A 25,442-nucleotide genomic window follows, 5' to 3' on the forward strand; every position below is an offset into this window, starting at 1 on the left:
ATCAGCTCTCCTGTTTCTTCAGCAGCGCCACCGTCACGCCGAGGATCACGGGGATCGCCACGATCAGGGGCCAGAACGAGGCGTGCAGGTCGCCAAAGCCCAGCGCCTTGTTGAACACGCCGCGGCTGATATTGAGCATGTGCGTGGCCGGGTACATCAGGCCGATCGCCTTGCCCACGCCTTCCATCGACGAGACGGGATTGAGCAGGCCGGAAAACTGGATGGCCGGGATCATGGTGCCGATCATGGTCACGAACAGGGCCGCGATCTGGCTGCGCGTAAACGTCGAAGCGAACAGGCCGATGCCGGTGGCGCAGATATTGAAGATGAACGTGGCGCCGATCAAGGTCAGCAGACTGCCCTTGATCGGCACGCCAAAGGCGGTGACCGCCAGCAGCGCCATGAGAGCGAAGTTGAACATGGCCAGCACGACGTACGGCACCTGCTTGCCGAGCAAGAATTCCAGGCGCGTGACGGGCGTCACGTACAGGTTGATGATGGAGCCCAGTTCCTTTTCACGCACCACGGACAGCGCCGCCAGCATGGCCGGCAGCATCAGCAGCAGCAGGGGAATCACGGCCGGCACCATGGCCGGCAGGCTTTTCACGTCGGGGTTGTAGCGGTAGCGCGTCTGAATGGCGACGGGATTGCTCATCGTGATGCCATAGCGGTGCAGGGCCTGGTCGGCCAGCCACAGTTGATGCATGCCCTGCACGTAGCCCTGCACGGTTTCGGCGCGCATCGGCATGGCGCCGTCGATCCAGGCGCCCACCTGGGCTGGCGCGCCGCGCTGCACGTCGCGCGCAAAGCCGGGCGGAATCTCGATGGCCAGCGACAGTTCGCCGCTGCGCATGCGCTTGTCGATATCGGCATAGTCGCGCAACGGCGCGCGCTCGACGAAGTAGCGCGAACCGGCCAGGTTGTTCGTGTAATTCTGGCTCAGGGTAGTCTGGTCGTGGTCGAGCACCGCGTAGCTCAAGTCTTCGACGTCGAGGCTGATGCCGAAGCCGATGACGAACAACAGCAGCACCGAGCCGCCCAGCGCCAGCGTCAGGCGCACGGGATCGCGGCGCAATTCCAGCGTTTCGCGCCACATGTAGCTGAGCATGCGCCCCAGACTGAAGCGGCTGCGCTGCTGCTTCTGCGGTGGTGCCGGTGCCGCTTCCTGCTGCGCGGACGCCAGCGTTTCCGCCACTGTCGCCGCTGCCGTGCCGCCGCCCGCCTCTTCCAGGTAGGCGATGAAGGCCGCCTCCAGCGATGGCGCGCCCTTCTTGCGTACCAGTTCGGCCGGCGCATCGCTGACCAGGACTTTACCGGCATGCATCAGCGAGATGCGGTCGCAGCGCTCGGCCTCGTTCATGAAGTGGGTGGAAATGAAAATGGTAACGCGGTCGCGCCGCGCCAGTTCGATCATCAGGCGCCAGAAATTGTCGCGCGCGATCGGGTCGACGCCGGACGTGGGCTCGTCGAGGATCAGCATTTCCGGCTTGTGCACCATGGCCACGGCCAGCGACAAACGCTGGCGTATGCCCAGCGGCAGGCTGTCGGGCAGGTCATCCATCACCTCGCGCAAGTCGAAGCGCTGCGCCATTTCGTCGATGCGGGCAGCGATTTGCGCTTCCGGCACGTGGAACAGGCGCGCATGCAGCACCAGGTTCTGGCGCACCGTCAGTTCGCTGTACAGCGAGAATGCCTGCGACATGTAGCCGACCCTGCGGCGCGTGTCGATATCGTTGGAATCGACTTCCTTGCCGAACAGCCAGGCCTTGCCTTGCGTCGCCGGCAGCAGGCCCGTGAGCATCTTCATGGTGGTCGACTTGCCGCAGCCGTTCGAGCCGAGAAAACCGAAAATTTCGCCGCGACCGATGCGGAAATTCACATGGTCGACGGCCGTGAAATCGCCGAAGCGCATGGTCAGGTCTTGCGCCTCGATGGCGACGTCCTGCGCACTGGCAGCGTCCAGCGGCGTAATCACCACAGGCTGATGGCCCGCGCGCTTGGCTTCCGGCAGCAGCTTGATGAAGGCCGCCTCCAGGTTGTCGCTTTGCGTGCGCGCCAGCAGTTCGGCCGGCGTGCCCGTATCGAGCACCTTGCCGTCATCCATGGCCACCAGCCAGTCGAAGCGCTGCGCCTCGTCCATGTAGGCGGTGGCGACCATCACGCTCATTTGCGGGCGCTGCACGCGAATGCCGGCGATCAGGTCCCAGAACTGGGCCCGCGCCAGCGGATCGACGCCGGTGGTCGGTTCATCGAGAATGAGCAGGTCGGGATCGTGGATCAGCGCGCAGCACAGACCCAGTTTCTGCTTCATGCCGCCCGACAGCTTGCCCGCCGGGCGTGCCAGGAAGGGATGCAAGCCCGTGCTGCGGGTCAGCTGGTCGATGCGGCGCCGGCGTTCGGCGGCATCGTGGCCGAACAGGCGCGCGAAAAACTGCAGGTTTTCCTCGACCGACAGGGTCGGATACAGATTCTTGCCCAGGCCTTGCGGCATGTAAGCGATGCGCGGACAGACATCGTCGCGATGGCGCGCGTCGCGCATGTCGCCGCCCAGCGCCATCACGCTGCCCTGTTGCACGACACGCGCGCCGGCCACCAGCGACAGCAGGCTCGATTTGCCCACGCCATCGGGCCCGATCAAGCCGACCATGCGGCCGGCCGGCACATCGAGGTCGATGGCGTCGAGCGCCACCGTCTTGCCGTAATGCTGGCTGACGCCCTTGATGCTGACGACAAATGGGGTCACGTCCATGGTCACTGCGGAACCTTGCTCGTCAGTTCAGCCGGCCATGCCTGCTTTGCATCGAGACGCACCCAGGCCACGCCGGGCAAGCCCACCTTGACCAGCGCCAGGTGCTTTTGCAGCAGCTCGCGGCTGATCTGCGCTTTCACGCGGAACATCAGCTTCTGGCGCTCGCTGGCCGTTTCCACCGTCTTCGGCGTGAACTGCGCGCTGGCAGCGACAAACGAGATCGTCGCCGGAATCACGTAATTGGGCGCCGCATCGAGGATGATGCGCACTTCGCCGCCCATCGCCACCTTGCCGGCCGCCGTCTCGGGCAGGAAGAAGGTCATGTAGACGTCCGACAGGTCGACCAGATTGAGCACCTTGCCGCCACCGGCCAGCACTTCGCCCTGCTGCGCCACCAGGTATTGCACGCGGCCGTCGCGCGGCGCCGCCAGCTGGCCATCGGCCAGGTCGGCGTCGATGCGCGCGGTAGTCGCTTCGGCGGCCGTCACGGCCGAACGCGAACCGACCACTTGCGCTTTTGCCGCGTCGATGGCCGCCTGCGCCGCCGTGACCTGCGCCTTGGCCGCATTCAGGGCTGCGGCAACGCTGCGCACGCGGGCGCGGTCATCGTCGAGTTCCTGCACCGAGGAAGCGCCCTCTTTCGACAGGGTTTCCGAGCGGGCCAGGCGGCGCTTGGCCGCATCGAGTTCGCTTTCACGCTGCGCCACCAGGGCCAGCGCGGCCGCCTTGTCGCTCTCGCGCACGGCCACCTGCGCCTGCGCACCGACCACCGCGTCGGAGGCCTGCTGCTGGCGCGCGCGCGCCTCGTCGCGCTGCGCCGTCAGCGAATCGACCTGCATGGTGGCCAGCGGCTGGCCCGCCTTGACGAAGTCGCCCTCGCGCACGAGGATCTCCTTGACCCGCCCCGCCAGCTTGGTGGCGACGTCGATTTCGGTCGCTTCGATGCGGCCATTGCCGCTGACAAAACCCTCGCCGGGGCCGGTAGGACGCATTTTTTGCCAGGCCACATAGCCCAGCACGAGAACGGCCACGACCAGCGCGGCGGGAATGAGTTTTTTCTTCAGTTGAGCATTCATGGTATCGGGGCGATCAAATTAGTGGGTGGAAGCGGCGGCGGCGACAGGTGCGCCGCCGCCCAGGGCCGCATACAGGCTGACCTGGCTGGAGAGCAGCGCGCGGCGCGTCTGCACCAGTTGCTGCTCGACCGTCAGCAGGTCGCGCTGCGCATCGAGCACTTCCAGGTAGGGCGCGGCGCCATTGTCATAGCGCAGCTTGGCCAGGCGCGCGCGTTCGCTCTGCGCGGCCAGGGTGGTCTTGCCTATGTCGACCTGCAGCGCCAGCCAGCGCCGGTTCGACAACGCGTCGGCCACTTCGCGAAACGCGCCCTGCACGCTCTTTTCATAATTGGCCACGGCCACGTCGCGGCGTACCTCGGCCAGGTCCATGTTGGCGCGGATGCGGCCCGCGTCAAAGATCGGCAGCACCAGGCGCGGCGCGAAATTCCAGGCGCCGCTGCCAGAATCGAACAGGCCGCTCAATTCCGCGCTGGCCGTGCCGTAGGCGGCCGTCAGCGAAATGGTCGGGAAGAAGGCGGCGCGCGCGGCGCCGATATTGGCTTGCGCGGCGCGCAGCTGATGCTCGGCCGCCATCAGGTCGGGACGCTGCGTGAGTAAAGCCGAGGGCAGGCCCGCATGCAGCTGCTGCAGCACGCTGGCGTCGTCGAAGCGGCGCGTGTCCGGCGTCAGGTCGACCGGGCCGCCCACCAGCTGGGCCAGCGCATGCGCCTGCACGGCGCGCGCCTGCTCCAGCTGCGCCGACAGCGAGAGGGCCTGGCTGAGCAGGGTTTCCACCTGCGTCAGGTCCAGCTTGGAAATCGACCCGACCTCGAAGCGACGCGTAAAGATGCGCAGCGACTCGGCGCGGCTGTCGACCGTGGCGCGCGCCAGCGCCACGCGTTCATCGAGTTCGCGCAAGCCCAGGTAGCCATTGGCAACCTGCGCCACCAGAGCCACGCCGACGGCGCGGCGCGCCTCGTCGCTGGCCAGCAGGGTTTGCAGCGCGCTGTCCTTCAGGCTGCGCACGCGGCCCCAGAAATCGAGCTCCCAGGCGCTCACGTTCAAGCCCGTTTGATACTGCGCGCTCGTCATGGGACGGCCCGTCACGCTCAGGTCACCGGGCACGCGCGCACGGCTGCCGGAGGCGCCCAGCGCAATGGTGGGGAATTGTTCCGCGCGCTGGATGCCATACGCGGCGCGCGCCTCTTCCACGCGCAGGGCGGCGATGCGAATATCGCGGTTGCTGGCCAGCGCCTGCGCAATCAGCGCCTGCAGGCGCGCGTCCGCAAAGTAGGCTTGCCAGCCGATGTCCGCCGCGTGCGCGCCGGCGGGATCGGTTTCCGGATACTGCGCCCCCACGGGCAGCGGCGGTGGCGCATACGGCGGCGCCATCGAGGCGCAGCCGGCCAGGGCCAGCGTGGCGGCCAGTCCAGTGGCCAGCGCGGCCCTCCTGGCGCACGCAGATAAAGCGGGAACAGGCATGATCATCTTCTTCCAGTCAATTCAGAATGTTGTAGCCGCCGTCGACATACAAGGTGCCGCCGGTGATGGCGCGCGCGCCGTCGCCGGCGAGGAAGGCGCACAGCGCGCCCACGTCCTCGATGGTGGCCAGGCAGCGCATGGGCGAGCGTTCGATGGCGTCGGCCATCAGGCGGTCGAAATGGGCAATGCCGGAAGCGGCCCGCGTCTCCAGGGGCCCCGGCGAGATGGCATTGACGCGGATGCCTTGCGGACCCAGTTCGGCCGCCAGGTAGCGCACCGATGCTTCCAGCGCCGCCTTCACGGGACCCATCAGGCCATAGTCGGCGATGACTTCCTCGGCGCCCAGGTAACTCATGGTCATCAGGCTGCCGCCGTCCGGCATCAGCGGTTCGGCCAGCTTCGCCATGCGCATGAAGGAGTGGCAGGAGATATCCATCGCCTGCGCGAAGCCGTCAGCCGAACTGTCCGTGACGCGGCCATGCAAGTCCTGCTTGGGCGCGTAAGCGATGGAATGGACGACGAAATCGAGCCGCCCCCACTGCTGCTCGATCTGCGCAAACAGCGCTTCGAGCTGGCCCGGCACGGCCACGTCGAGCGGCGCCATGATGGCCGCCTGCACTTGCTGCGCCAGCGGTTCCACATGCGGACGCGCCTTGTCATTGAGCCAGGTCACGGCCAGTTCGGCGCCGGCCGCGCGCAATGCGCTGGCGCAGCCCCAGGCGATGCTTTGCGCGTTGGCGATGCCGACCACCAGCCCGCGTTTTCCCTGCAATGGCAGGAATGGCGGCACAGACGCCGTCATGGTTTATTCGGACGCAAGGCGGGCCAGGGCGTGGCCGCGTTCACGCATCGCACCGCGCCAGCGCGCATGGCGGCGGCGCAAGTGGCCAGGGTGACGCCGCCGGCGCGCGCATACGGCAAGGCAATGGGAGTGTGGGGGTGTAAGGTACTGCACGCGTCAGGCGCGGGGATCTGCATCTTCATGAATCGGGCTTCCGTCACTGAAATTCGAGGCCAGCACCAGTGCATTCTCGGGGAACTGGTACGGGGCGAAAATTACTCTACAGCATTTAGATACGTGATTCGCGATGAGTCCGGTCCGCATGCATAATGCTTTTGAGCTAGGTCAACTATAAGTGCGATTGCGGCAATGCAGCATTGATGTAAATCAAATTTTACCTCAATATTATCTAAATGAAATATTTTTCAAGCAAGCGTGCGGACATGTTTATTTGATAATTATGCTGGGCTGGCAGGAAGGAAAGGGACTTTGCCGGCGCAGATGGGCATTATTTGAAAAACAAGCAGCGTTGGGCGGCGGCGGATGGCAGGCGCTGGGGGAGAGATGGAATGGGGGCCATGCTATTGCATTGCAACATGGCCCGCCATGCCTTGCGGAACTGCGCTGAACGGCCTTATTGGCGCGGCGCCGCGGGACGCGAATACAGGTCGATGATGGTGCTGATGCCATCCTGGCATACGGAGCAGAAAGTCTCGCTGCGGTCGAACATGATGCACTGCATCTCGGGCCGGTAGTAGCCGGACGACTCGTAGTTCGCGCCTTCGAAGGCGCCCACCGCATGGCGCTGCGGCGCCTTCGAGAACAGCTGCTGCGTGTACGCCAGGTCGGCCTTGAACAAGTCGCTCATCTCGCTTTCCGGGCGGTTGGCCGCGCGCAGGGCGGCGCGCTGCTTCTGGTATTCGCGCGCATGGCTGTCGTACGCTTCCTTCGGCCATGGCGTGGGCAGCGGCGTGCCGGCCTTGACGTGGTTCTGCCATTTCAGCCTGGCCGGATCGCGCAGGGCGGTGGCGTTCGGCTCCCACGGTTCCTGCCGTTCGCCATTCGACTGATAGGCCACGGGCGAAGTGTAGTACTCGTCGGCCAGGCCGGCGAAATGGTGGCCGAATTCATGCACGAACAGGTAATTGGCCCAGTCATTATTCGCCGCCGCCGTGCTGAACTGGCCGAAGATGCCGCCGCCGCCGTAGGTATCGTTATTCACGAGGATTTCGATGAACTCATACGGCGCATACTGCGCCAGGTCGCGCAGGGCGCGGTTGTCCGTCGTCAGCACATAGCGCTCGCTGCCGAAAATATCGTAGCGCGTACCCAGCGGCGACGCATGGTGCACGCCCGTCGATGGACGCGACACGCCCGATTCCTGCGTCGGCGCGGCCATGGCCCACACATTGAAGTCATTGGCCCGTTCGCGGAACGGCGACACCGTAAACAGGTGTTCGGCCAATTTGCGCGCCGTCGCTTCGAACTTGCCCATTTCGGCGGCCGTATAGCCGTCGCCCATGATCAGCAGGTCGACCTTTTCGGACGACGGACCGCTGATGCGGATCGGTATCGGCTTGACGGGTGCCGGCGGCTGCTTGCGGATCACGTCCTGCGCTGCCGGGTCGACATCGGTACTCCACACAACGGAAAACAGGCCGCGCTCGTCGCGCTTGAGGATGCGCACGCGCACGGGGTGCTCGGGCTGCGGGAAACGCACGGATTCCTGGAACGCGCGCGTGGTGGTTTTCGCTTCGTCGGTACTGGCCCATTCACCGAAAATGGTGGAGAAGCCGCGCGAATACAGCACCTTGCCCGACTGGATATCGACCACTTCCAGCAGGTTGTTGCCACGGTTGCTGTCATCGATGGGGCGCGCCAGGTTGCCCGGCCATGGCAAGGGCTCGACCAGCACGCGCTCGACCGCATAATGTTCGCCCAGCGCATTGCCGCTGTGCTGGTAATCGAGGCGCATGGTGGCCGGCTGGGTGGCACTGGCAGCCTGCGCGGCTGGGACGATGCCAGCGGCCAGCGCCAGCGCACAGAGGAAGGATCGAATCGGAGTCTGCTGCATCTCATTCCTGACACGGTAGAAAAACGGGTAAAAGAAGCGGTTTTCCAAACAAACAGCGGCGCCAGCGGCGGGCATGGAAAAATCCGGTGCGGCACATTGTAGCGACAGGAATACGCACTGCAAAGCACCCATTTCACGCACCAGCTTGACCGCGCCACGCAATCGCTCTATATTAGATTGACTAGTCAATTAATTAAAAGGATAGCCAACCGCCATGCGCACCATCGATCCCGGCAAACACGCGGCCCGTCGCGACGCCATTCTCGCCGCCGCGCGCAGCTGCTTCGCGCGCAAGGGCTTTCACCAGACCAGCACCGCCGCCATCTGCGCGCAAGCAGGCATGAGTCCCGGCAACCTGTTTCACTACTTCCCCACCAAGCAAGCCATCATCGCCGCCATCGTCGACCAGGAAGGCAGCGAGACGGCCACCTATTTCGCCGGCGTGCAAGGCAGCGCTGATGCGTACGGGGCCCTGCTCGATTTCATGGACCTGGTGCTGGCGCTGGCGGCCGACGGGGATTTTGCGGGGCTGGCGCTGGACATTTCCGCCGAAGCGATGCGCGATCCAGATATCGCGGCCAGGGTGGCGCGCAACGATGCCATGCTGCGCGCCGGCGTGCAGGCGCTGCTGGAAAGCGCTGCGGCGCGAGGCCAGGTCGACGCCGCGCTCGACCCCGCGCAAACGGCCGGCTGGATCGCTGCGCTGATCGACGGCATCTTCAACCGGGTCGCCGTCGATCCCGCTTACGCACCGCCGGCGCAGCGCGCCAGCCTGCACCTGTTATTGGCGCGCTTCCTGCGCCCTGCCCTGGCATGAGCGCCGTCATGCAAACCCCACCCACGCGCATCGCCGACGTCGACGCCCTGCGCGGCTGCGCGCTGTTCGGCATTTTGGTCGTCAATATCGGCGCCTTCGCCACGCCGTGGTTCGGCCTGGGCTTGACCGATCCCGCCTTTCACGGCGGCGTGGACCGCGCCACGCATTTTCTCGTCGCCCTGCTGTTCGAGACCAAGTTCTATCTGCTGTTTTCCTTCCTGTTCGGCTACAGCTTCACCTTGCAGATGCAGGCGGCGGCGCGCGCCGGTGCGCCGTTCGTGCCGCGCATGCTGCGCCGGCAAGCTGGCCTGTGGCTGATCGGAGCCCTGCATGCCGTGTTGCTGTTTCATGGCGACATACTCACCACCTACGCCGTGCTGGGCATCGTGCTGCTGGCGCTGCACCGTTGCGGCGAACGCCAGGCACTGTCCCTGGCCTTGATGCTCGTCACCGTCTGCGTGGGGTTCTGGGGATGGATGGCCTGGCTGCAAAGCCTGCAGCCGGCGGGCGACGCGGCGGACAACGCCGTGGCGATGGCGCAGAAGGCGGCAAGCGCGCTGGCCGCCTACCGCGCCACCCCGGCCACCGTCATCAGTCAGCATTTGCGCGAACTGAGTGACATCTGGATCGTCCTGCTGCTGGTGCAGGCACCGTGCGCACTGGCCATGTTCCTGTGCGGCCTGGCCGCCGGCAAGCGCGAGATGCTGCTGCACGCCAGCGCATACCTGCCGCTGCGCCGCCGCCTGCTGTGGGCCGGGGCGCTGGTGGGCCTGCCCGGCGCTGCCTTCTACGCGTGGACGTCCGTGTACGCGCAAAGCCAGGCATGGCAGGTGGCGGGACTGGCCGTGGGACTGGCGAGTGCGCCGCTGCTGGCGGGGGCTTACCTGGCGCTGGCGCTGGCCCTGTTCGAGCGCCTGCGCGACGGCACGCTGTTTGCGCTGCTGGCCGATACGGGCCGCATGGCCCTGTCGAACTACCTGCTGCAGTCGGCCATCTGTGCCTGGCTGTTCCTCGCGTATGGCGCGCGGCTGATGGGCAGCGTCTCGCCGCTCGGTGCGCTGGCGCTGGCTGTCATCATCTTTTGCGTGCAGCTGCCACTGAGTCGCTGGTGGCTGCGCGGCCACGCGTATGGCCCCGTCGAATGGCTGCTCAGGGCATTGACGATCGCCGCGTGGCCCCGCTGGCGGCGATCGCGCGCCGCCTATTTGTAGCGGTACAGGGGCTGGCGCAGCTGGATCGGACGGATATCGAGACGCAGCTTCAGCACCGAATACGCTTCCGCCTCGGTCGAACTGTAGCCGACGCTGTTGACCGTTTTACTGAAGCGGAACTCGAAGCCCAGGTCCGGGTACGGGTCGCGCGGGTTGCCGAAGGCGATGCCGATGGCTTCCTGCTGGGCGTTGTCGATCAGGTTGCCCATCAGGTCGAGCACGGCGTTATTGCCGAGGATATCGTTGGTAAACACGGGTTCGCGCATGTCGGGCTGGTTCGGATCGAGCTTGTTGTCGGCCTTGTCCGGCGAAGGCGTAAACACGCGCGTGACGAGGTTGAATTTGTCGCCCCGGTCCAGATAGCTGATGGCGGCGTTGCTGATATTGAAATTTTTCACGCCACGGTCGCTGATGGCGCCCGACAGGTCGATCAGCAAGGCGCCGCTGTAACCAATGACTTCCACGTCGCGCATGGCGTCGACCACCATGGCGCTGTTTTCATCGATACCCAGTCCCAGGTGATAGCCTTTTTTCAGCATCACGGGAATCATGCGCGCAAAACGCCCGCGTACCAGCAGATGCTGGTCCACGAAGACATCGCTGCCGATGAAGCCCAGCCCCGGCGCAATCTCGCGCCCGTCCGTAACGCCCATCTTGAGCATGTCGAGCACGGGCTTGGCATCGTAGAACATGGTGGTGCTCATGATGGCGGCGCCGGCGCTGGATCCGGCGATCACGCCGCCGTTGCGGTAGACCGACCAGATGGCTTCCAGCGCGGCCGTGCGGCTGCCGTCCGGGCGCAGCAAGGCTTGCGTGATGCGGCCCTGGTCGCCGCCGGCAAAATAGATGCCGCTGGCCGACTTGATCTGCGTGACGATGGCCGGATCTTCGGCCGCCTTGCGGTAATCGCGATTGGGCAGCTTGACGGCCAGCGGCACGAAAAAGGCATCGGCGCCATATTGATTGAGTTTTTGGATGATGCTTTCACCCGATTTTTCCGGATTCATCGCGGCCGAGGCCAGCACGGCGATCCGCGCGCCAGGCCCGCCCGACAACTTGACGATGCGCTGCCAGACTTCGGCATTGTCGGCGCGCAGGCCGCCGCCGATGATGACGAGGGTGCCCTGCGGGGCGCTGCCGATGGCACTGCCGCCGGGCGCCGCCACGGCATGGAAGCTGCACAATGCCAGCGCGAGCAACAGCGCGGCGCGGAAGATGTGATACAGGCTTGAAGATGATTTCATGGTGCCTCTCGAATACATGAAAAGGGGCACGCGCCCGGCGCGCGCCCTTACTGCCAAAACTGCTGCTTGCAACCCAACGCCATCGGACTACGATACTACCCGCTGCGTGTGACAGCCGTATTGCGGTATCTCCTGCTTTGCCGCCTTATTTGAAGCTGTAATTGGCGCTGGCATAGAAGCGCCGGCCGCGCGGGTCCGAATAAGTAGGATCATAGCCGGACAGGAAGTAGTACGCCTGGTTCGAGTACGGCGGGCTGGTATTGAACAGATTCTGTATGCCTGCGCGCAGCTTGAACTGCTTGCTGACCGCATACGCGCCCGACATGTCCCACAGCGTGTAGGCCTTCACCCGGTTCGGTTTGACGACGCTGCCGTCGTCCGTGTTGATGGCCGAGTTCTGGTCAGCATAGCCGCTCGAATAGGTGTTCGACAGGCTGGCCGAATACGGGCCGTTATCCCAGTCCAGCGTGATCGTATGGCGCCAGCGCTGCACCACGCCGTCCGTGACAAATTTATTCAAGTTACTGATAAAAACGTCTCCAGGGCTGGTCTGGATTTTCGAGTCGAGCACATACGTGCCGCTCAGGTGTCCGCCAAAACGCCCCCACGCCGTTTTCACGCCATGCAGGTCGGCCGTGATATCGATGCCCGCAGCTTTTTGCGCGCCGCGGTTTTCCTTGCGCAGCTCGATGTAGCGGATTTCATTGTCTTCGTCGCGGTGCACCAGGTTGCCGTACTTGCCCAGGTTGGACAGGATGATGTCGTCGCCGATTTCGCTGATCAGGTCCGTGCGCTTGATGTTCCAGTAGTCGGCACTGAAGGTCCAGTGCTGGCTCGGTTCGAGCACCAGGCCGGCCGTGAACTGGCGGCTGCGTTCGGGTTTCAGCTTGTCGTTGCTGTAGCGGCGCGTACGCCAGTTGTCGGCGCAAATCGAGTAGTCGTTGTCCTCGGCTTCGCAGTACACGGGATCGGGCAGGGTCGCCGTCTGGCTGTAGACGGTGGGACGGTGCAGGTCCGACATCGACGGCGCACGGAAGCCCTTGCCGGCCGAGGCGCGCAGCAGCACCTGCTTGCTGGGCATGTAGGTCAGGCCGATTTTAGGACTCAAGGCGCCGCCCACCTGCTGGTAATGGTCATAGCGGCCCGAGAGCTGCGCCTGCCACTGCTTGGTAAATGGCAGCAGCAGTTCGCTGTAGATGGCTTGCACATTGCGGCTGTCGCTGGTGGCCACACCCCCTTCGGGCGCTTCGTCATTGGTGATGTTACCACTCATCAACAATGCGGATGGCCGGAAGTCCGTGCGCTCGCGCCGCACTTCGCCGCCCACGGCCAGCGCCAGGTCGCCGCCGCCCAGTGCCATCAGCGCACGCGACACCTTGAAATCGAGCGAGTCCATGACACCGCGCGCATGCCGCACTTCGTCGTTGACCTGGATGCTCTCGAGCAGCGCCTTGCCCGCCGCGCTGGACGGGCCGAATGGATTGATGGTGCCATCCGTGATGCCCTTTTGTAGCTGGTCGGCCAGGAGGTAGCCGTGCGTGTCCTTGTCCCTGACCACATTGACGCTGTGATTCAAGCCCACGTCGTAATCCCAGCCGCCCACGGTGCCTGTAGCGCCCACCACGTAACGCTGGCTTTCGCTGGTCAATTCGCTGGTGCGCATGCCCGCTTCGTTCAGGCGGATGCGCAGGGCCAGCGTGTCAGTCAGCCCGGCGGCGTTCAGCTGCGGCACCATGCTGGCGTCGATTTCGCCATCGGGCCGCGCTGTCGATCCCACGTAATAGCTGCGCGAACGGCTCAACGCCACCTCGGCATACAATTGGTGATCATTGTTCAATTTGAGGACGCCGCGCGTCAGCAGGTTCTGCTTGTCCGTCTTCGGATACAGCTCGGTGTCGCCCATGTAATTATAGGTACACGCATCGACGCCGCCCGTGCCGGCCGGCAGGTACACATTGGCCGGGCCGCTGCAGCCTGGAATCGACAGGTTAATCAGGCGATTCGTGATCGGTTTCCCATTGAGCAGGAAGCCCTGTTCCTGCAGGTAGTCGCGCTGGTCGCTGGAGAGGCGGATATTCGCCGGACTGGTATAGCTGGACAACAAATGACCAAGGCGTTCCGCCACGTGCAGGTTCGGAATGAACTTGCGCTGCGAAGTGCTCAGGCGGTCGGTTTTTTGCAGGTCGACCACGGCAAAGATATTGTAGCCATCCTCCCCCAAGTCGCCCGTGCCGGCCGTGATGCTGGCCGTGCGCTTGCCGGCACCGCCTTCCTGCGTGCCGCTGCCGTAGACATTCAGCTCCACGCCCTGGTAATCCTTGCGCGTAATAAAATTGATCACGCCGCCGATGGCGTCCGTGCCGTACAGGGCCGAAGCACCGTCGAGCAATACTTCCACGCGCTGCAGGGCGGCGGCGGGAATGTTATTCAGGTCCACGCCCGCATCGTCGCCGGGCGAGGCAAAGTTCGCCATGCGCCGGCCATTGAGCAGCACCAGGGTCGATGAGGTGCCCACGCCGCGCAGGTTGGCGCTGTTGAAGCCGCGCTGGTCGCCGCCCACATTGATGCTGACGCCATCGGTCAGGCCGCCCACGTTGGCCGACACGCGCGCCATCAGCTCGGCCGCCGTCGTCACGCCCGCCTTTTCGATCTCGGCGCGCGTGATGACCTGCACCGGCAGCGCCGTCTCCGATTCCAGGCGCTTGATGGCCGAACCCGTGATTTCCACGCGCTGCATTTTTTTCGGCGCCGGCTCGCCATCCCGCGCCTGCTCCTGTTCCTGCGCCAGCGCGCCGCTGGCCAGCATGCCCAGCGCCGCCGACACGCTCAAGGCGCCCAGCGCCAGGCGCACGCCTTGCGCCAGCAGCGACTCGCGTGGCAATACGGAACGGCCGTTCTGTCTTTTCATGTGCATTGCATCTCTCCCCAATGGTGTATGTCTGATTTTTATCATGATTTTTGTACTGCCTTGCGCTGCCTGGATACTGCTTTCCGGGGCCCTGGCACGCCATGCTCGCCGCCGTACAGATAGGCGGCGATGACTTCGCTCAGACGGGCCGCTTTTTCAACGTTCTTCTTGTTCGACACCATCAGCGCCACGGCCAGCGCCTCGATCATGGCCAGCGCCGTGCTGGCGCTGCTGGGCAGGACGGGATGCGTGCTTTGCGCATACAGCGCGTGATCGGCCAGTTCGGCCAGGGGGGACGCGGGAGAGTCGGTGAGCGCCACGATACAGGCGCCGCGATCGCGCGCAAAGCTGGCCAGGCCGATGCAGTCGAGCGTATAGCGGGGAAACGAGATCACCACCAGCACATCGTGCGCCGCCAGGTTGACCAGATGCCCGGCCGCCACTTCCGAACCGCCGATGCCCACCACTTCCACCACATGCGGGCAAAACGGCTGCAGATGCTGCACCAGCATGCCCGCCAGATTGGCCGACAGGCCAAAACCCATCACATACACGACCTTGGCGCGCGTCAGGCGCCGCACCACGGTCTGCATGGCGGGCGGCGACAAGGCATCGGACGTGGCGGCGATATTCGCGGCCGCATACTCCAGGCTTTCCGTGATCGGTGACGTGGCGCGCGCACGCCGTTGTATCGTACGGCGCAATTTGTCGACTGGCTGCAACAGCGATTGCAGGGTTTCGGCCATGGCGCTGCGCATGGCCGAATAATTCTTTTGCCCTATGTCGCGTGCGAAGCGGCTGATGGTCGCCGTCGAGACCTGGCAACTGTCAGCCAGCTCCTCGATGCCCAGCGCAGTCACGCGCATCTGGTTGCGCAGCAGGTAATCGGCGATCTGCCGCTGCGAGGCCGAGCCGCTGGCCAGCACGTGCATCAGCGTTTGCCCCAGCGTCGATTGCGCAAAGGCTGCATCGGGCGACGACAGGGTGGCGGCCACTGGCGGGCGCAAGCTGTTACGGGCAGGGCTGGCGGATGATTTCATATCACTGGCGGCCTGTGTTCTTGTGGATGACGGATGACGGATAAAAAGACGAAAACGGGTCGCTGGAACCTACTTTACTCATATCAAAAAGAAAACTCAACAAATATTTGTAAAAGAATTTTCATTGATTTACTTAGTGAAAATAATGCTACATAATCGACCGAAATCCATCAACCGCGCCCCGTTTTGGGGCGAATTTACCATGCAAGTACAACAGCATCCCATCTCCAGTGCGCACGCCAGCGTAGCGTGCCAGTTGAGCAGCTTTCACTTTGGCACGGCAGCGGCAGGCAGCCGCAGCGGCAAGAAAGTGTATATCCAGGCGGCGCTGCATGCGGACGAGGTGCCGGGCATGCTGGTGTCGCAGTTCCTGCGCCGCGAACTGCTGGCGCTGGAAGCGGCGGGCAAGGTGCACGGTGAAATCATCCTGGTGCCTGCCGCCAACCCGATCGGCCTGGCGCAAGCCATCCATGGCGCGCCGTTTGGCCGCTTCGACCTGACCACTGGCATCAACTTCAACCGCGCCTACCGCCACGTAGCCGATGAACTGAAAACCACGCTCGATGGCAAGCTGGGGCAGGATGCGCAAGCCAACGTGGCGCTGATACGCCAGCATGCGTGCGACGCCGTCGCCGCCTGGCGGCCGTCCACGGATGCGGAGACGCTGAAAAAAACCTTGCTGGGCATGGCCATCGATGCCGACATCGTGCTCGACCTGCATTGCGATAACGAGGCGGCCCTGCATATCTATACGGGCACGCCGCTGGCGGCGCAGATCGCCCCCCTGTCCGCGCTCCTGGGTGCGCGCGCCGTGCTGCTGGAACTGGCGGCCGGCGAAGAGCCGTTCGACGAAGCCTGCAGCCGCCTGTGGTGGGACCTGGACGCACACTTCCAGGGCCGCTATCCGATTCCCGCCGCCTGCCTGTCGACCACCGTCGAATTGCGCGGCGAAGTGGAAGTGAGCTACGCCCTGGCAGAGCGCGACGCCACCGCCCTGCTGCGCTTTCTTGCCATCGAGGGCGTGCTGGAGATCGCCGGCGCCGGCGACGACCTGCCCGCTCAGCAATGCCAGCCCACGCCGCTGGCCGGCGTGGAGCCTATCCTCGCGCCGCATCACGGCGTACTGGTGTATCTGCGCGAAATGGGCGAGGTGCTGGCCGCCGGCGATGCGCTGGCCGACCTGATCGATCCGGTCAGCGGCGAGACGACGACCTTGCGCTGCAGCGTCGCCGGTGTCTTCTTTGCACGCAGCGCCCACCGCCATGTCTTGCGCGGCATGAACGTCGGCAAGGTCGCCGGCGCCATCGCCTTCCGCGGCGGCAGCCTGCTGAGCCAATAAATGTCACCCATGAAAAAATTCAAGCTCCCCAATACCTTCGTCCTGCTGTGCGGCATCCTGGCCATGATCGCGCTGGCGACCTGGCTGGTACCGGGCGGAAAATTCGATACGCAACTGGTGAACGGCAAACAGCTGATCATTCCCGGCACGTTTCACTACGTCGACAACAAGCCGCAGGGACTGGCCGCGCTGATGATGGCGCCCATCAAGGGCTTCGTCGACGCCAGCCTGATCATCGGCTTCATCCTGATCGTCGGCGGCGCCTTCGCCGTGCTGCAAAAAACCGAAGCCTTCGATTCGCTGATCAAGGCCATCGCCAAAGCGCACACCAGTTCGCGCTTCGTGCGCGCCGCCATCATCCCCGTCTTCTTCACCATGTTCTCGCTGGGCGGCGCCACCTTCGGCATGAACGAGGAAGCCATTCCCTTCATCCTGATCTTCGTGCCGCTGGCGCTGGCGCTGGGCTACGACACCATCACGGGCGTGTCGATTCCCTTCATCGGCTCGCAGGTGGGCTTTTCCGCCGCCTTTTTAAATCCATTCAACGTCGGCATCGCGCAGGGCATCGCCGGCGTGCCGATCTTTTCCGGCATCGGCTACCGCCTGATCGTGTGGGCCATCGCCACGGCCGTCAGCATCGTATTTTTGATGTGGTATGCGGCGCGCATCAAGCGCCATCCGGAAAAAAGCCCGACCTACCTGCTCGACATCGAAAAACGCAGCGAGCATTCGATGGACCTCGACAGCTTTGCCGGCATGACCCGCACGCACCGCGCGGTGCTGTGGATTTTCATGGCAACCTTGCTGACGATGGTCGTCGGCGTCGTCAAGTACGACTGGTTCATCGATGAAATCGCCGCCCTGTTCCTGGTCATGGCCATCGTCGTCGGCCTGGTCGGCCGGCTCGACATGGACAGCCTGGTGGCATCCTTCGTGCAAGGCGCGCGCGACATGGTCAGCGTGGCACTCGTCATCGCGCTGGCACGCGGCACCATGATCCTGGCGCGCGATGCGCAGATCATCGACACCATGCTGCATGCGCTCACGCCCCTGGTGGCGTCGTCAAGCCCCGTCTTTGCCGCGCAAAAGATGTTCTTCATGCAGTCGGTAATCAACTTCTTCATCCATTCCGGCAGTGGCCAGGCCGCGCTGACCATGCCCATCATGGCGCCGTTGGCCGACCTGGTGGGCGTGACGCGCCAGACGGCCATCCTGGCCTTCCAGTTCGGCGAATTCACCACGCCGATGATTCCCACCTCCGGCATCACCGTCGGCGTGCTGGCACTGGCGCGCGTGCCGTGGATTACCTGGGCCAAGTGGATGATCCCGCTGCAGCTGATCTATCTGGTGCTCGCGCTGCTGCTGCTGATTCCACCCTGCCTGATGCACTGGCAGTAAGCCAGTCAGCGCTGGTAGATGTCCGGCACATAACGCTCCATCAGCGTTTCCGGGCGCAGCGGCGCCGTGAAACCGTAGCGCGCGTACAGCGTATGCGCCGTGCCGGTGGCGAGCATGAAGCGGCGCAAGCCCTGCAAGTCGGGATGTGCCATCACGGCGTCCATCAGGCGCTTGCCGTAGCCACGGCCGCGGTACTCTTGCAGCACATACACGTCGACCAGATAGGCAAACGTGGCGTAGTCGCTGACCACGCGGGCGAACGCCACCTGACGGCCGTCAAGCCTGCCGCCAAAGCATAGAGAATGGTCGATGGCGCGCCGTACGGTAGCCAGCGGGATGCCGATGGCCCATGTCGATTGCGTGCTGAGAAAATGGTGGATGGCTGGAACGTCGAGTTCCGCCTTGTCGGTGCTGATCATCAAATGTGACATCGCGCAGGCCCTGCTAGCGTTGAAAAACACGATCATCGGCCTTTTTGCTGCGGCTGTCACCAGGGCTGGATAGAACCGGGGGCGCCACCCGTTCTGCCTGTCCGTGATGCGGTGTTGCTGTTTGCTGCGGATGCTGCTTGTACTGCCGGCAATGCCATCACTGCGCTTACAGGGCGGCTTTTTCTTCCGCGCTCAGACGCTTGGCGCTGACATACACGGTGTGCATGGTGGCTTGATCGGCGCTGGCGGCGATGGGGGCGGGCGCGGCGCGCAATTTCGGCACGGCGGCGGTGGCCAGGCTGGTGGCGGCGGCGATGGCGATGATGGCAACGAAGATGGCTTCCATGTTTTTAGCGATGTTCATGATGGTGTCCTTTGAGTGGCTGGTTGTGTGTTGCGATGATTGAACTGTAGGCCGATCCCCCCTGAACTGCCATCGGATTGCGACCAAACGCACGATTCGCGGGACAGAATACAAAAAGCCCGGATGGAACGCACAACAGCGTCCGCCGCGTGGCATTTGACGCGTGCCAGCCCCATTCCCGGCCATTTCAGCGCCCTGCAAGCCCCTAAAAGCCCTACCGCAGGCCAACCTTGTTTATAATCGCCCTACACTAAAGGACTTCTTTCATGACTGATCAATTCTCCAAAAAGGGCGAAGCCTGGTCGGCCCGGTTTTCCGAACCGGTCTCGGACCTCGTCAAGCGCTACACAGCTTCTGTATTTTTTGACAAGCGCCTGGCGCTGTTCGACATCGAAGGTTCGCTGGCCCATGCGGAAATGCTGCATGCGCAAGCCATCATCAGCCCGGCCGACTACGCGGAAATCGTGCGCGGCATGGCGCAAATCTCGCAGGAAATCACCGCCGGCCAGTTCGAATGGCTGCTGGACCTGGAAGATGTCCACCTGAATATCGAAAAACGCCTGACCGAACTGGTAGGCGATGCGGGCAAGCGATTGCACACCGGCCGTTCGCGCAACGACCAGGTGGCCACCGACATCCGCCTGTACGTGCGTTCCGCCATCGACGACATCACCGCCCTGCTGGCGACGTTCCGCAGCGCGCTGACGGACCTGGCCGAGCAGCATGCCGACACCATCATGCCGGGCTTTACCCACATGCAGGTGGCCCAGCCGATCACCTTCGGCCATCACATGCTGGCGTATGTCGAAATGTTCGGCCGCGATGCCGAGCGCATGGCCGACTGCCGCAAGCGCGTCAATCGCCTGCCGCTGGGCGCCGCCGCCCTGGCCGGCACCACCTTCCCCATCGACCGCCTGCGCGTGGCAAAAACGCTGGGCTTCGACGACGTGTGCCACAACTCGCTCGACGCCGTGTCGGACCGTGATTTCGCCATCGAATTTTGCGCCGCTGCCGCCGTGCTGATGATGCACGTATCGCGCATGGCCGAGGAACTGGTGATCTGGATGAGCCCTCGCATCGGCTTCATCGACATCGCCGACCGCTTCTGCACCGGCTCGTCGATCATGCCGCAAAAGAAAAACCCGGACGTGCCCGAGCTCGCCCGTGGCAAGACGGGCCGCGTGTATGGCCACCTGATCGGCCTCTTGACCCTGATGAAAGGCCAGCCGCTGGCCTACAACAAGGATAACCAGGAAGACAAGGAACCGCTGTTCGACACCGTCGACACCGTCATCGACACCTTGCGCATCTTCGCCGACATGGCCGGCGGCATCACGGTGAAACCGGAAGCGATGCGCGCGGCTGCCCTGCAGGGTTATGCCACGGCGACCGACCTGGCCGACTACCTGGTCAAGAAGGGCCTGCCGTTCCGCGACGCCCATGAAGCGGTGGCCCTGGCCGTGCGCGCCTGCGTCGATGCCGGTTGCGACCTGGCGGACCTGACGCTGGAGCAGTTGCGCGCGTTTTCCCCGCTGACGGGTGAAGACGTGTTTGAAGTGCTGACCCTGGAAGGCTCCGTCGCCGCGCGCGACCACGTGGGCGGCACCGCGCCGCGCCAGGTGCGCGCCGCGATCGCCCGCGTGCGCACGCAACTGGAAAAATAAACCGCGCTTGCGCACCCAAGCGCCCCGCTGCATCGCTGCAGCGGGGCGTTTTTCATTGCGCGACGATTGTCGACAATCCGGAAAAGGCAGCGCCCGGGCTCAAGCCGAAAGGCGCGAACTGATATCATGCCCGCATTCCATATTCAGCATCGAGCAAAGGAGCAGGCATGAGCATAGGTGGCACTTCCATCGAACAGGCATTGGCATCGCTGTCGGACATGACGGGCGGCATGGTTGCCATCGGCAAGGACGAACATGCGCAACGCATCGCCAGGGCGCAGGACTGCATGCGCGAGCAGGGCATCGCCGCGATCTACCTGAACGCGGGCGCCAACCTCACCTATTTCACGGGTACCAAATGGTATGCCAGCGAACGCATGGTGGGCGCCATCCTGCCGGCCTGCGGCGAGATCGAATATATCGCCCCCGCCTTCGAGGAAAGCACCTTGACGGGCTTCATGCTCATCGAGGGCAAGGTCAATTGCTGGGAAGAGCATGAAAGCCCGTACCAGCTGTTCGTCGACGTGCTGGCGCGCATGGGGATTGCCCAGGATGCGGCTGCGCCGCCGCGCGTGGGTATCTGCGAAAGCGCCGCCTTCTTCATCTATGACGGCATCCGGCCGCTGGCTCCCGGCTACGCGCTGGAAAACGCACGCGCCGTCACGGCGTACTGCCGCAGCCGCAAGTCACTGGCGGAAATCGCCCTGATCCAGCGCGTGATGGACATGACCCTGGCCGTGCACGTGGCCACGGCCAGCATGCTGGTCGAAGGCATCACGACGGTGGAAGTGGAAGAATTCATCCAGCGCGCGCACCGCAAGGTGGGGGCGCCCCGCTCGTATTTTTGCATCGTGCTGTTCGGCGAAGCAACCGCCTATCCGCATGGCGTGAACTACGTGCAGACCCTGAAGGCGGGCGACACGGTGCTGATCGACACGGGTTGCCAGGTGATGAACTACATCTCCGACATCACGCGCACTTATGTGTTTGGTACGATCAGCGCGCGCCAGCGCAGCGTGTGGAACAGCGAAAAGGCGGCGCAGGCTGCGGCTTTCGCGGCCGCCCAGTTGGGCGTACCCTGCGGCGACGTGGACCGCGCCGCGCGCGTATCCCTGGAGGCAGACGGCTTTGGCCCCGGCTACAAGCTGCCGGGCCTGCCGCACCGCACCGGCCACGGCATCGGCCTCGATATCCACGAATGGCCTTACCTGGTGGGAAACGACACGACGCCGCTCGACGTGGGCATGTGCTTCTCGAACGAGCCGATGATCTGCATTCCCGGCGAATTCGGCATCCGCCACGAAGACCATTTCTACATGACGCAAGACGGTCCGCGCTGGTTCACGCAACCGGCGCACAGCATTGACGATCCGTTCGGGCTGCACGCCTAGGCAGCTTACCTCAACGCCAGCCGCCGTGGCGCCGGCATGGGGCTGATTGCCGGCGCGCCGTCCTGCGCCAGTTTGAACACGGCCAGCGCCACGCCCAGTTGCACGGCCTGCTCCTGCAGCGATTCGGCGGCCGCCGAGGCCTCTTCCACCAGCGCGGAGTTTTGCTGCGTCATCTGGTCCATGCTGCCGATGGCCACGCCGATATCGCCGATGCCGGCGCTCTGCGCCTGGCTGGCGGCGCTGATTTCGGCCATGATGTCGGCCACCTTTTTCACCGAGTCGACGATCTGGCCCATGGTCAGCCCCGCCTCGTCGACCAGCTTCGAGCCGACATTCACCCTGTCCACCGAATCGCCGATCAATTGCTTGATCTCGCGCGCCGCAGCCGCGCTGCGCTGCGCCAGGTTGCGCACTTCGGATGCCACCACGGCAAAGCCGCGTCCCTGCTCGCCCGCGCGCGCCGCTTCCACGGCCGCATTCAAGGCCAGGATATTCGTCTGGAAGGCGATGCCGTCGATCACGCCGATGATGTCGACAATGCGTTTCGATGAGTCGTTGATCTCGCCCATGGTGGTGACCACCTGGCTGACCACTTGCCCGCCTTTCACGGCGACAGAAGACGCCGACACCACCAGTGCATGCGCCTGGCCCGCATTGGCTGCGTTGTCGCGCACGGTGCTTGTAAGGCTATCCATGCTGCGCGCCGTCTGATCCAGGCTGCCCGCCTGCGATTCCGTGCGCGCGGCCAGGTCCGCATTGCCTTGCGCGATTTCCGCGCTGGCCACCTGGATGGTTTCGGCCGATGCCTTGATGCCGGACACCATGCCGGCCAGCCGGCCGCGCATCTCCTTCAGCGCCGCCAGCAAACTGGCCTGGTCGCCCGCTTCGGTGGCGATCTCCATCGAGAGGTCGCCATCGGCCACGGCGCGCGCGATCTGGCGCGCATATTCCGGTTCGCCGCCCAGCTGCTGCCAGATGGCGCGCACGACAAAGTGCGACACGGCCGCCAGGCAAACAATGACGGCCAGCGCCACGGCGATGCTGGTATTGAGGGCATGACGCACATTCGCCGCGCTGCGCTCGATGCCCTGCTTGAATTGCGCTTGCGCCTGTTCGTTGGTCTTGGCCAGGTCCGTATTGAGCACCGCCAGCGCGCCCTGCATGCGCGACACGGTCGCTTGCGGGTCGCCCTCTTCCATTTCCAGCATGATGCGCGCCGCACTCATGGCCGGCGCATAGTAGGCGTCAAACTCCTTTGCCAGTTGCATGCCGTGCTCGCGCTGGCCGGGAATGGCGGCAAAGGCGGCCAGCTTGGCGCGCAGCTTGACGGCCTGGCCATCGACTTGCCCGATGCGCTCCTTGTCGCCTTCGCTGACGGCGTCGCGCAAGCCATCGCCGACGGCGGCCAGGTCCAGCGTCAGCGACTTGGCCATGTCGAGCACGGGATAGTCGGCGCTTTCGGTGGCGTGAATGGAATTGAGCGCGGCCGTAGACAGGTAGGCACTGACGGCCAGTCCCAGGCCGAAGATCACGGCCGAGACGACGGGCAGCGCCCATATCTTGCGTTTGATGCTCATTGCTGTCTCCTGATTCTGATGAATTATCGGGCCGCCGCATGGCGCGCGGCCCGAGCCGGCCTTAAGGCGCCGTCAGCACTACTTTGACGCTGGCGTCGACGGCACTCTTTTCGATGTAGCCGATGGCTTTCGGATCGGCGGCCACGGCCTTTTTCACGTCGGCGCTATTGGCCACCTCTTTCGGCAAGGTCGCCTTGCCCGTGAAGACCAGCTTGGACCACAGGGCCTTCGCCTGCGACGGTTCCTTGTCCGTCACCTTCTTGTAGAACTCGGCGCGCACGGTGGAGCCTTCAGGCTGGTCGATCGGCGTCATGGCCGTCGATTTACCGAGGAAGAACTGCGCCACCTGTTCATTCGTCATCGCGCCAGCGGCGCTTTTGGGATTGACCACCACGACCACTTCGGCCATGGCGGGAACGCTCATCGACAAGGCCAGCAAGGCAGCCATATGCAAAATAAATGGTTTCATGCGGCGCTCCTTAGAAAACGAAATCGATGGCGGCAGCCACCACCGTGACGGGGCCGCTGAAACCCGGCTTGGCTTGCACGAACAGGCCCTGGCCATTCTTCGGCTTGATGCGGTCGATCTGCACCTTCAAGGCGGCCGAACGGTGGAAGTCCCAGCGCACGCCGATGCTGTCCGTCGATTGCTCCAGCTGGTTGCGCGTGTTGGCCATGGTATTGACGCCGGCCGACAGTGCGCGCAGGGTCGGCGTGCAGGCGGCTGGATAACCGGCCGGGCAGGCAGCCGGCACGGTGTTATTCACGCGATCATCGGCCTTCAGGCTGGCATGGCTGTAGTACGGCAAAAAGGCGCCGATGCGGTAGCCGCCCATCACGTACCACGAGGTGCTGTCGCTGATATAGCTGTCCGTCTTGCGCTTGGCATACTCGGACTGCACCAGGACATTGTTCCAGTCCAGGCCCAGGCCCACGGACGTGAAGGACGCCTTCTTGTCCTTGACTTCCAGCGCATCAGCCAGGGCGCCCAGCTGGGCGATCCGGTAGCCGCTGCCGGCTGCGCGCAAGCTGCCCATCAAGGTATTCAAGCTGGGCGAATCATTGATCGTCAGCTTGGTCTCGGCACGGCCGAAACGCACGGTGACGGGACCATGTTCGGCCACCATGTTCAGCGCAACGATGGACTTGCCTTCCACATGCACGGTCGAATCGGGTCCCGTTGCCAGGGTGGCCTTGGTGCGGCCCAGCGCCAGCTGCGTGGTGATGCTGGTGTCGCCCAAGCTGAACTGGTAAGTGCCATCGATGCCATCGATGCTGTTGAGGGGCACCTGCGAATACATTTCGCCCGGTGGGCGCAGCATGGTGTTGGCATAGCCCACGTTACGGTAATCGGAAATCATGAAGACGGGCAGACCCATGCGGCCAACGCGCACGCTGAAGCTGTCCGACACCTTGGCCTTGGCGAAGGCCCATGCCAGCTCGGCGCCGAAATCATCTTCGCCGTCCTTGCGCGCCAGGCCTTGCACGGTGGCCGACAACCAGGGATTGACGGTGACATTGGCCTGCAATCCCAGGTTCGAATCGACGCCCGTACGGGCTGTCCGAGCGGCGCCGGCAGCCTGGTTCGGACGCGCGAACTGCGCCTTGTCGGTATCGGCCACAGTCAGCGCGGCCGTGCCGAAACCGCTGATCTTGACGGTCGGGCCGCTGGCGGCATCTTCAGCGTAGGCATGGCTGATGGCCAGGGGCATGGCCAGCAGGAAAATCAGGACGTGTTTATTCATAGTAATTAAATACCCGTAGCGGTGAACGTTAATCGTGGAGTTGGGCTCGAGGTCGATGGTTCACCGGCCATAACAGGCCGGGTCCTTTTTTGCGCCGCCGTCGCCTTGCATGGCGTGAATGACGGTGTGACCAGTGAGTAGAACCATGCTACAGAGAAAAAGTCTGCTTTGA

General features: G+C 64.1%; 21 protein-coding genes. 7 read left to right on the top strand and 14 right to left on the bottom strand.

The window, feature by feature from the left end; translation table 11 throughout:
• Position 1: 1 nt before the first annotated feature.
• From rbbA to FJQ89_RS15030, 5 genes are read right to left on the bottom strand one after another with little or no spacing between them, the layout of a single operon-like run.
• A complete protein-coding gene (gene rbbA, locus FJQ89_RS15010) occupies positions 2 to 2,749 on the bottom strand; it encodes a ribosome-associated ATPase/putative transporter RbbA (protein WP_141170750.1) in 2,748 nt (915 codons plus the stop codon).
• Between the two features lie 2 nt (positions 2,750 to 2,751).
• Positions 2,752 to 3,825: an HlyD family secretion protein gene (locus FJQ89_RS15015; protein WP_141170751.1), complete on the bottom strand. Its 1,074-nt coding sequence runs from the start codon at positions 3,823 to 3,825 to the stop codon at positions 2,752 to 2,754.
• A gap of 18 nt (positions 3,826 to 3,843) precedes the next feature.
• Positions 3,844 to 5,292 carry an efflux transporter outer membrane subunit gene (locus tag FJQ89_RS15020; RefSeq protein WP_141170752.1) on the bottom strand — a complete coding sequence of 483 codons (1,449 nt, stop codon included), beginning with the start codon at positions 5,290 to 5,292 and terminating at the stop codon, positions 3,844 to 3,846.
• 10 nt (positions 5,293 to 5,302) lie between these two features.
• Positions 5,303 to 6,088, bottom strand: coding sequence for an enoyl-ACP reductase FabI (gene fabI, locus FJQ89_RS15025; RefSeq protein ID WP_141170753.1), 786 nt, complete (start codon positions 6,086 to 6,088; stop codon positions 5,303 to 5,305).
• Complete coding sequence (locus FJQ89_RS15030; RefSeq protein WP_141170754.1) at positions 6,085 to 6,270, bottom strand: hypothetical protein; 186 nt, start codon at positions 6,268 to 6,270, stop codon at positions 6,085 to 6,087. The genes fabI and FJQ89_RS15030 overlap by 4 nt, the downstream gene beginning before the upstream one ends.
• Before the next feature lie 152 nt (positions 6,271 to 6,422).
• On the opposite strand from FJQ89_RS15030, the gene FJQ89_RS15035 reads away from it, so the two are divergent.
• Entirely contained in the window at positions 6,423 to 6,695 is a 273-nt protein-coding gene (locus tag FJQ89_RS15035; protein ID WP_141170755.1) for a hypothetical protein, read from the top strand.
• A 6-nt stretch (positions 6,696 to 6,701) separates the two neighbouring features.
• Here the strand turns inward: FJQ89_RS15035 and FJQ89_RS15040 are convergent, their stop codons facing one another.
• Positions 6,702 to 8,141 carry an IgA Peptidase M64 gene (locus FJQ89_RS15040; protein ID WP_141170756.1) on the bottom strand — a complete coding sequence of 480 codons (1,440 nt, stop codon included), beginning with the start codon at positions 8,139 to 8,141 and terminating at the stop codon, positions 6,702 to 6,704.
• 214 nt (positions 8,142 to 8,355) lie between these two features.
• Between FJQ89_RS15040 and FJQ89_RS15045 the strand changes: the two genes are divergently transcribed.
• Positions 8,356 to 8,958, top strand: coding sequence for a TetR/AcrR family transcriptional regulator (locus FJQ89_RS15045; protein ID WP_141170757.1), 603 nt, complete (start codon positions 8,356 to 8,358; stop codon positions 8,956 to 8,958).
• An 8-nt stretch (positions 8,959 to 8,966) separates the two neighbouring features.
• The gene (locus FJQ89_RS15050; RefSeq protein WP_205704499.1) at positions 8,967 to 10,169 is read left to right on the top strand and encodes a DUF418 domain-containing protein; all 1,203 of its coding nucleotides are present in this window, start codon (positions 8,967 to 8,969) and stop codon (positions 10,167 to 10,169) included.
• Here the strand turns inward: FJQ89_RS15050 and FJQ89_RS15055 are convergent.
• The 3 genes from FJQ89_RS15055 to FJQ89_RS15065 form a co-directional block, all read right to left on the bottom strand.
• On the bottom strand, positions 10,160 to 11,413 hold the full coding sequence (locus tag FJQ89_RS15055; protein WP_141170759.1) for a cyanophycinase: 1,254 nt from the start codon (positions 11,411 to 11,413) through the stop codon (positions 10,160 to 10,162). The genes FJQ89_RS15050 and FJQ89_RS15055 overlap by 10 nt on opposite strands.
• A 145-nt stretch (positions 11,414 to 11,558) precedes the next feature.
• Complete coding sequence (locus FJQ89_RS15060) at positions 11,559 to 14,327, bottom strand: TonB-dependent receptor (RefSeq protein ID WP_141170760.1); 2,769 nt, start codon at positions 14,325 to 14,327, stop codon at positions 11,559 to 11,561.
• Positions 14,328 to 14,362: 35 nt separating this feature from the next.
• A complete protein-coding gene (locus tag FJQ89_RS15065) occupies positions 14,363 to 15,361 on the bottom strand; it encodes a MurR/RpiR family transcriptional regulator (RefSeq protein ID WP_141170761.1) in 999 nt (332 codons plus the stop codon).
• A gap of 202 nt (positions 15,362 to 15,563) precedes the next feature.
• On the opposite strand from FJQ89_RS15065, the gene FJQ89_RS15070 reads away from it, so the two are divergent.
• Together FJQ89_RS15070 and FJQ89_RS15075 are read left to right on the top strand one after the other, a co-directional pair.
• On the top strand, positions 15,564 to 16,700 hold the full coding sequence (locus FJQ89_RS15070) for a succinylglutamate desuccinylase/aspartoacylase family protein (protein ID WP_141170762.1): 1,137 nt from the start codon (positions 15,564 to 15,566) through the stop codon (positions 16,698 to 16,700).
• A 9-nt stretch (positions 16,701 to 16,709) separates the two neighbouring features.
• Complete coding sequence (locus FJQ89_RS15075) at positions 16,710 to 18,098, top strand: YfcC family protein (protein ID WP_096237894.1); 1,389 nt, start codon at positions 16,710 to 16,712, stop codon at positions 18,096 to 18,098.
• Positions 18,099 to 18,103: 5 nt separating this feature from the next.
• On the opposite strand, the gene FJQ89_RS15080 is transcribed toward FJQ89_RS15075, so the two are convergent.
• Positions 18,104 to 18,529 (bottom strand): GNAT family N-acetyltransferase, encoded by a 426-nt coding sequence (locus FJQ89_RS15080; RefSeq protein WP_141170764.1) that lies wholly within the window; start codon positions 18,527 to 18,529, stop codon positions 18,104 to 18,106.
• A gap of 166 nt (positions 18,530 to 18,695) precedes the next feature.
• A complete protein-coding gene (locus FJQ89_RS15085) occupies positions 18,696 to 18,893 on the bottom strand; it encodes a hypothetical protein (RefSeq protein ID WP_096237896.1) in 198 nt (65 codons plus the stop codon).
• Between the two features lie 266 nt (positions 18,894 to 19,159).
• On the opposite strand from FJQ89_RS15085, the gene argH reads away from it, so the two are divergent.
• Together argH and FJQ89_RS15095 are read left to right on the top strand one after the other, a co-directional pair.
• The gene (argH, locus tag FJQ89_RS15090; protein WP_141170765.1) at positions 19,160 to 20,557 is read left to right on the top strand and encodes an argininosuccinate lyase; all 1,398 of its coding nucleotides are present in this window, start codon (positions 19,160 to 19,162) and stop codon (positions 20,555 to 20,557) included.
• Between the two features lie 167 nt (positions 20,558 to 20,724).
• Complete coding sequence (locus tag FJQ89_RS15095; RefSeq protein WP_141170766.1) at positions 20,725 to 21,948, top strand: M24 family metallopeptidase; 1,224 nt, start codon at positions 20,725 to 20,727, stop codon at positions 21,946 to 21,948.
• Positions 21,949 to 21,953: 5 nt separating this feature from the next.
• Here FJQ89_RS15095 and FJQ89_RS15100 read toward each other — a convergent pair whose 3' ends face one another.
• The 3 genes from FJQ89_RS15100 to FJQ89_RS15110 all read right to left on the bottom strand — a co-directional run bounded on the left by FJQ89_RS15100 (position 21,954) and on the right by FJQ89_RS15110 (position 25,270).
• The gene (locus FJQ89_RS15100; protein WP_141170767.1) at positions 21,954 to 23,525 is read right to left on the bottom strand and encodes a methyl-accepting chemotaxis protein; all 1,572 of its coding nucleotides are present in this window, start codon (positions 23,523 to 23,525) and stop codon (positions 21,954 to 21,956) included.
• Positions 23,526 to 23,586: 61 nt separating this feature from the next.
• On the bottom strand, positions 23,587 to 23,994 hold the full coding sequence (locus FJQ89_RS15105; RefSeq protein WP_141170768.1) for a type 2 periplasmic-binding domain-containing protein: 408 nt from the start codon (positions 23,992 to 23,994) through the stop codon (positions 23,587 to 23,589).
• Between the two features lie 10 nt (positions 23,995 to 24,004).
• Positions 24,005 to 25,270, bottom strand: a complete 1,266-nt coding sequence (locus FJQ89_RS15110) for a hypothetical protein (RefSeq protein ID WP_141170769.1) — start codon at positions 25,268 to 25,270, stop codon at positions 24,005 to 24,007.
• Positions 25,271 to 25,442 lie beyond the last annotated feature (172 nt).

Source organism: Janthinobacterium tructae, assembly GCF_006517255.1.
GTDB classification, from domain to species: domain Bacteria; phylum Pseudomonadota; class Gammaproteobacteria; order Burkholderiales; family Burkholderiaceae_D; genus Janthinobacterium; species Janthinobacterium tructae.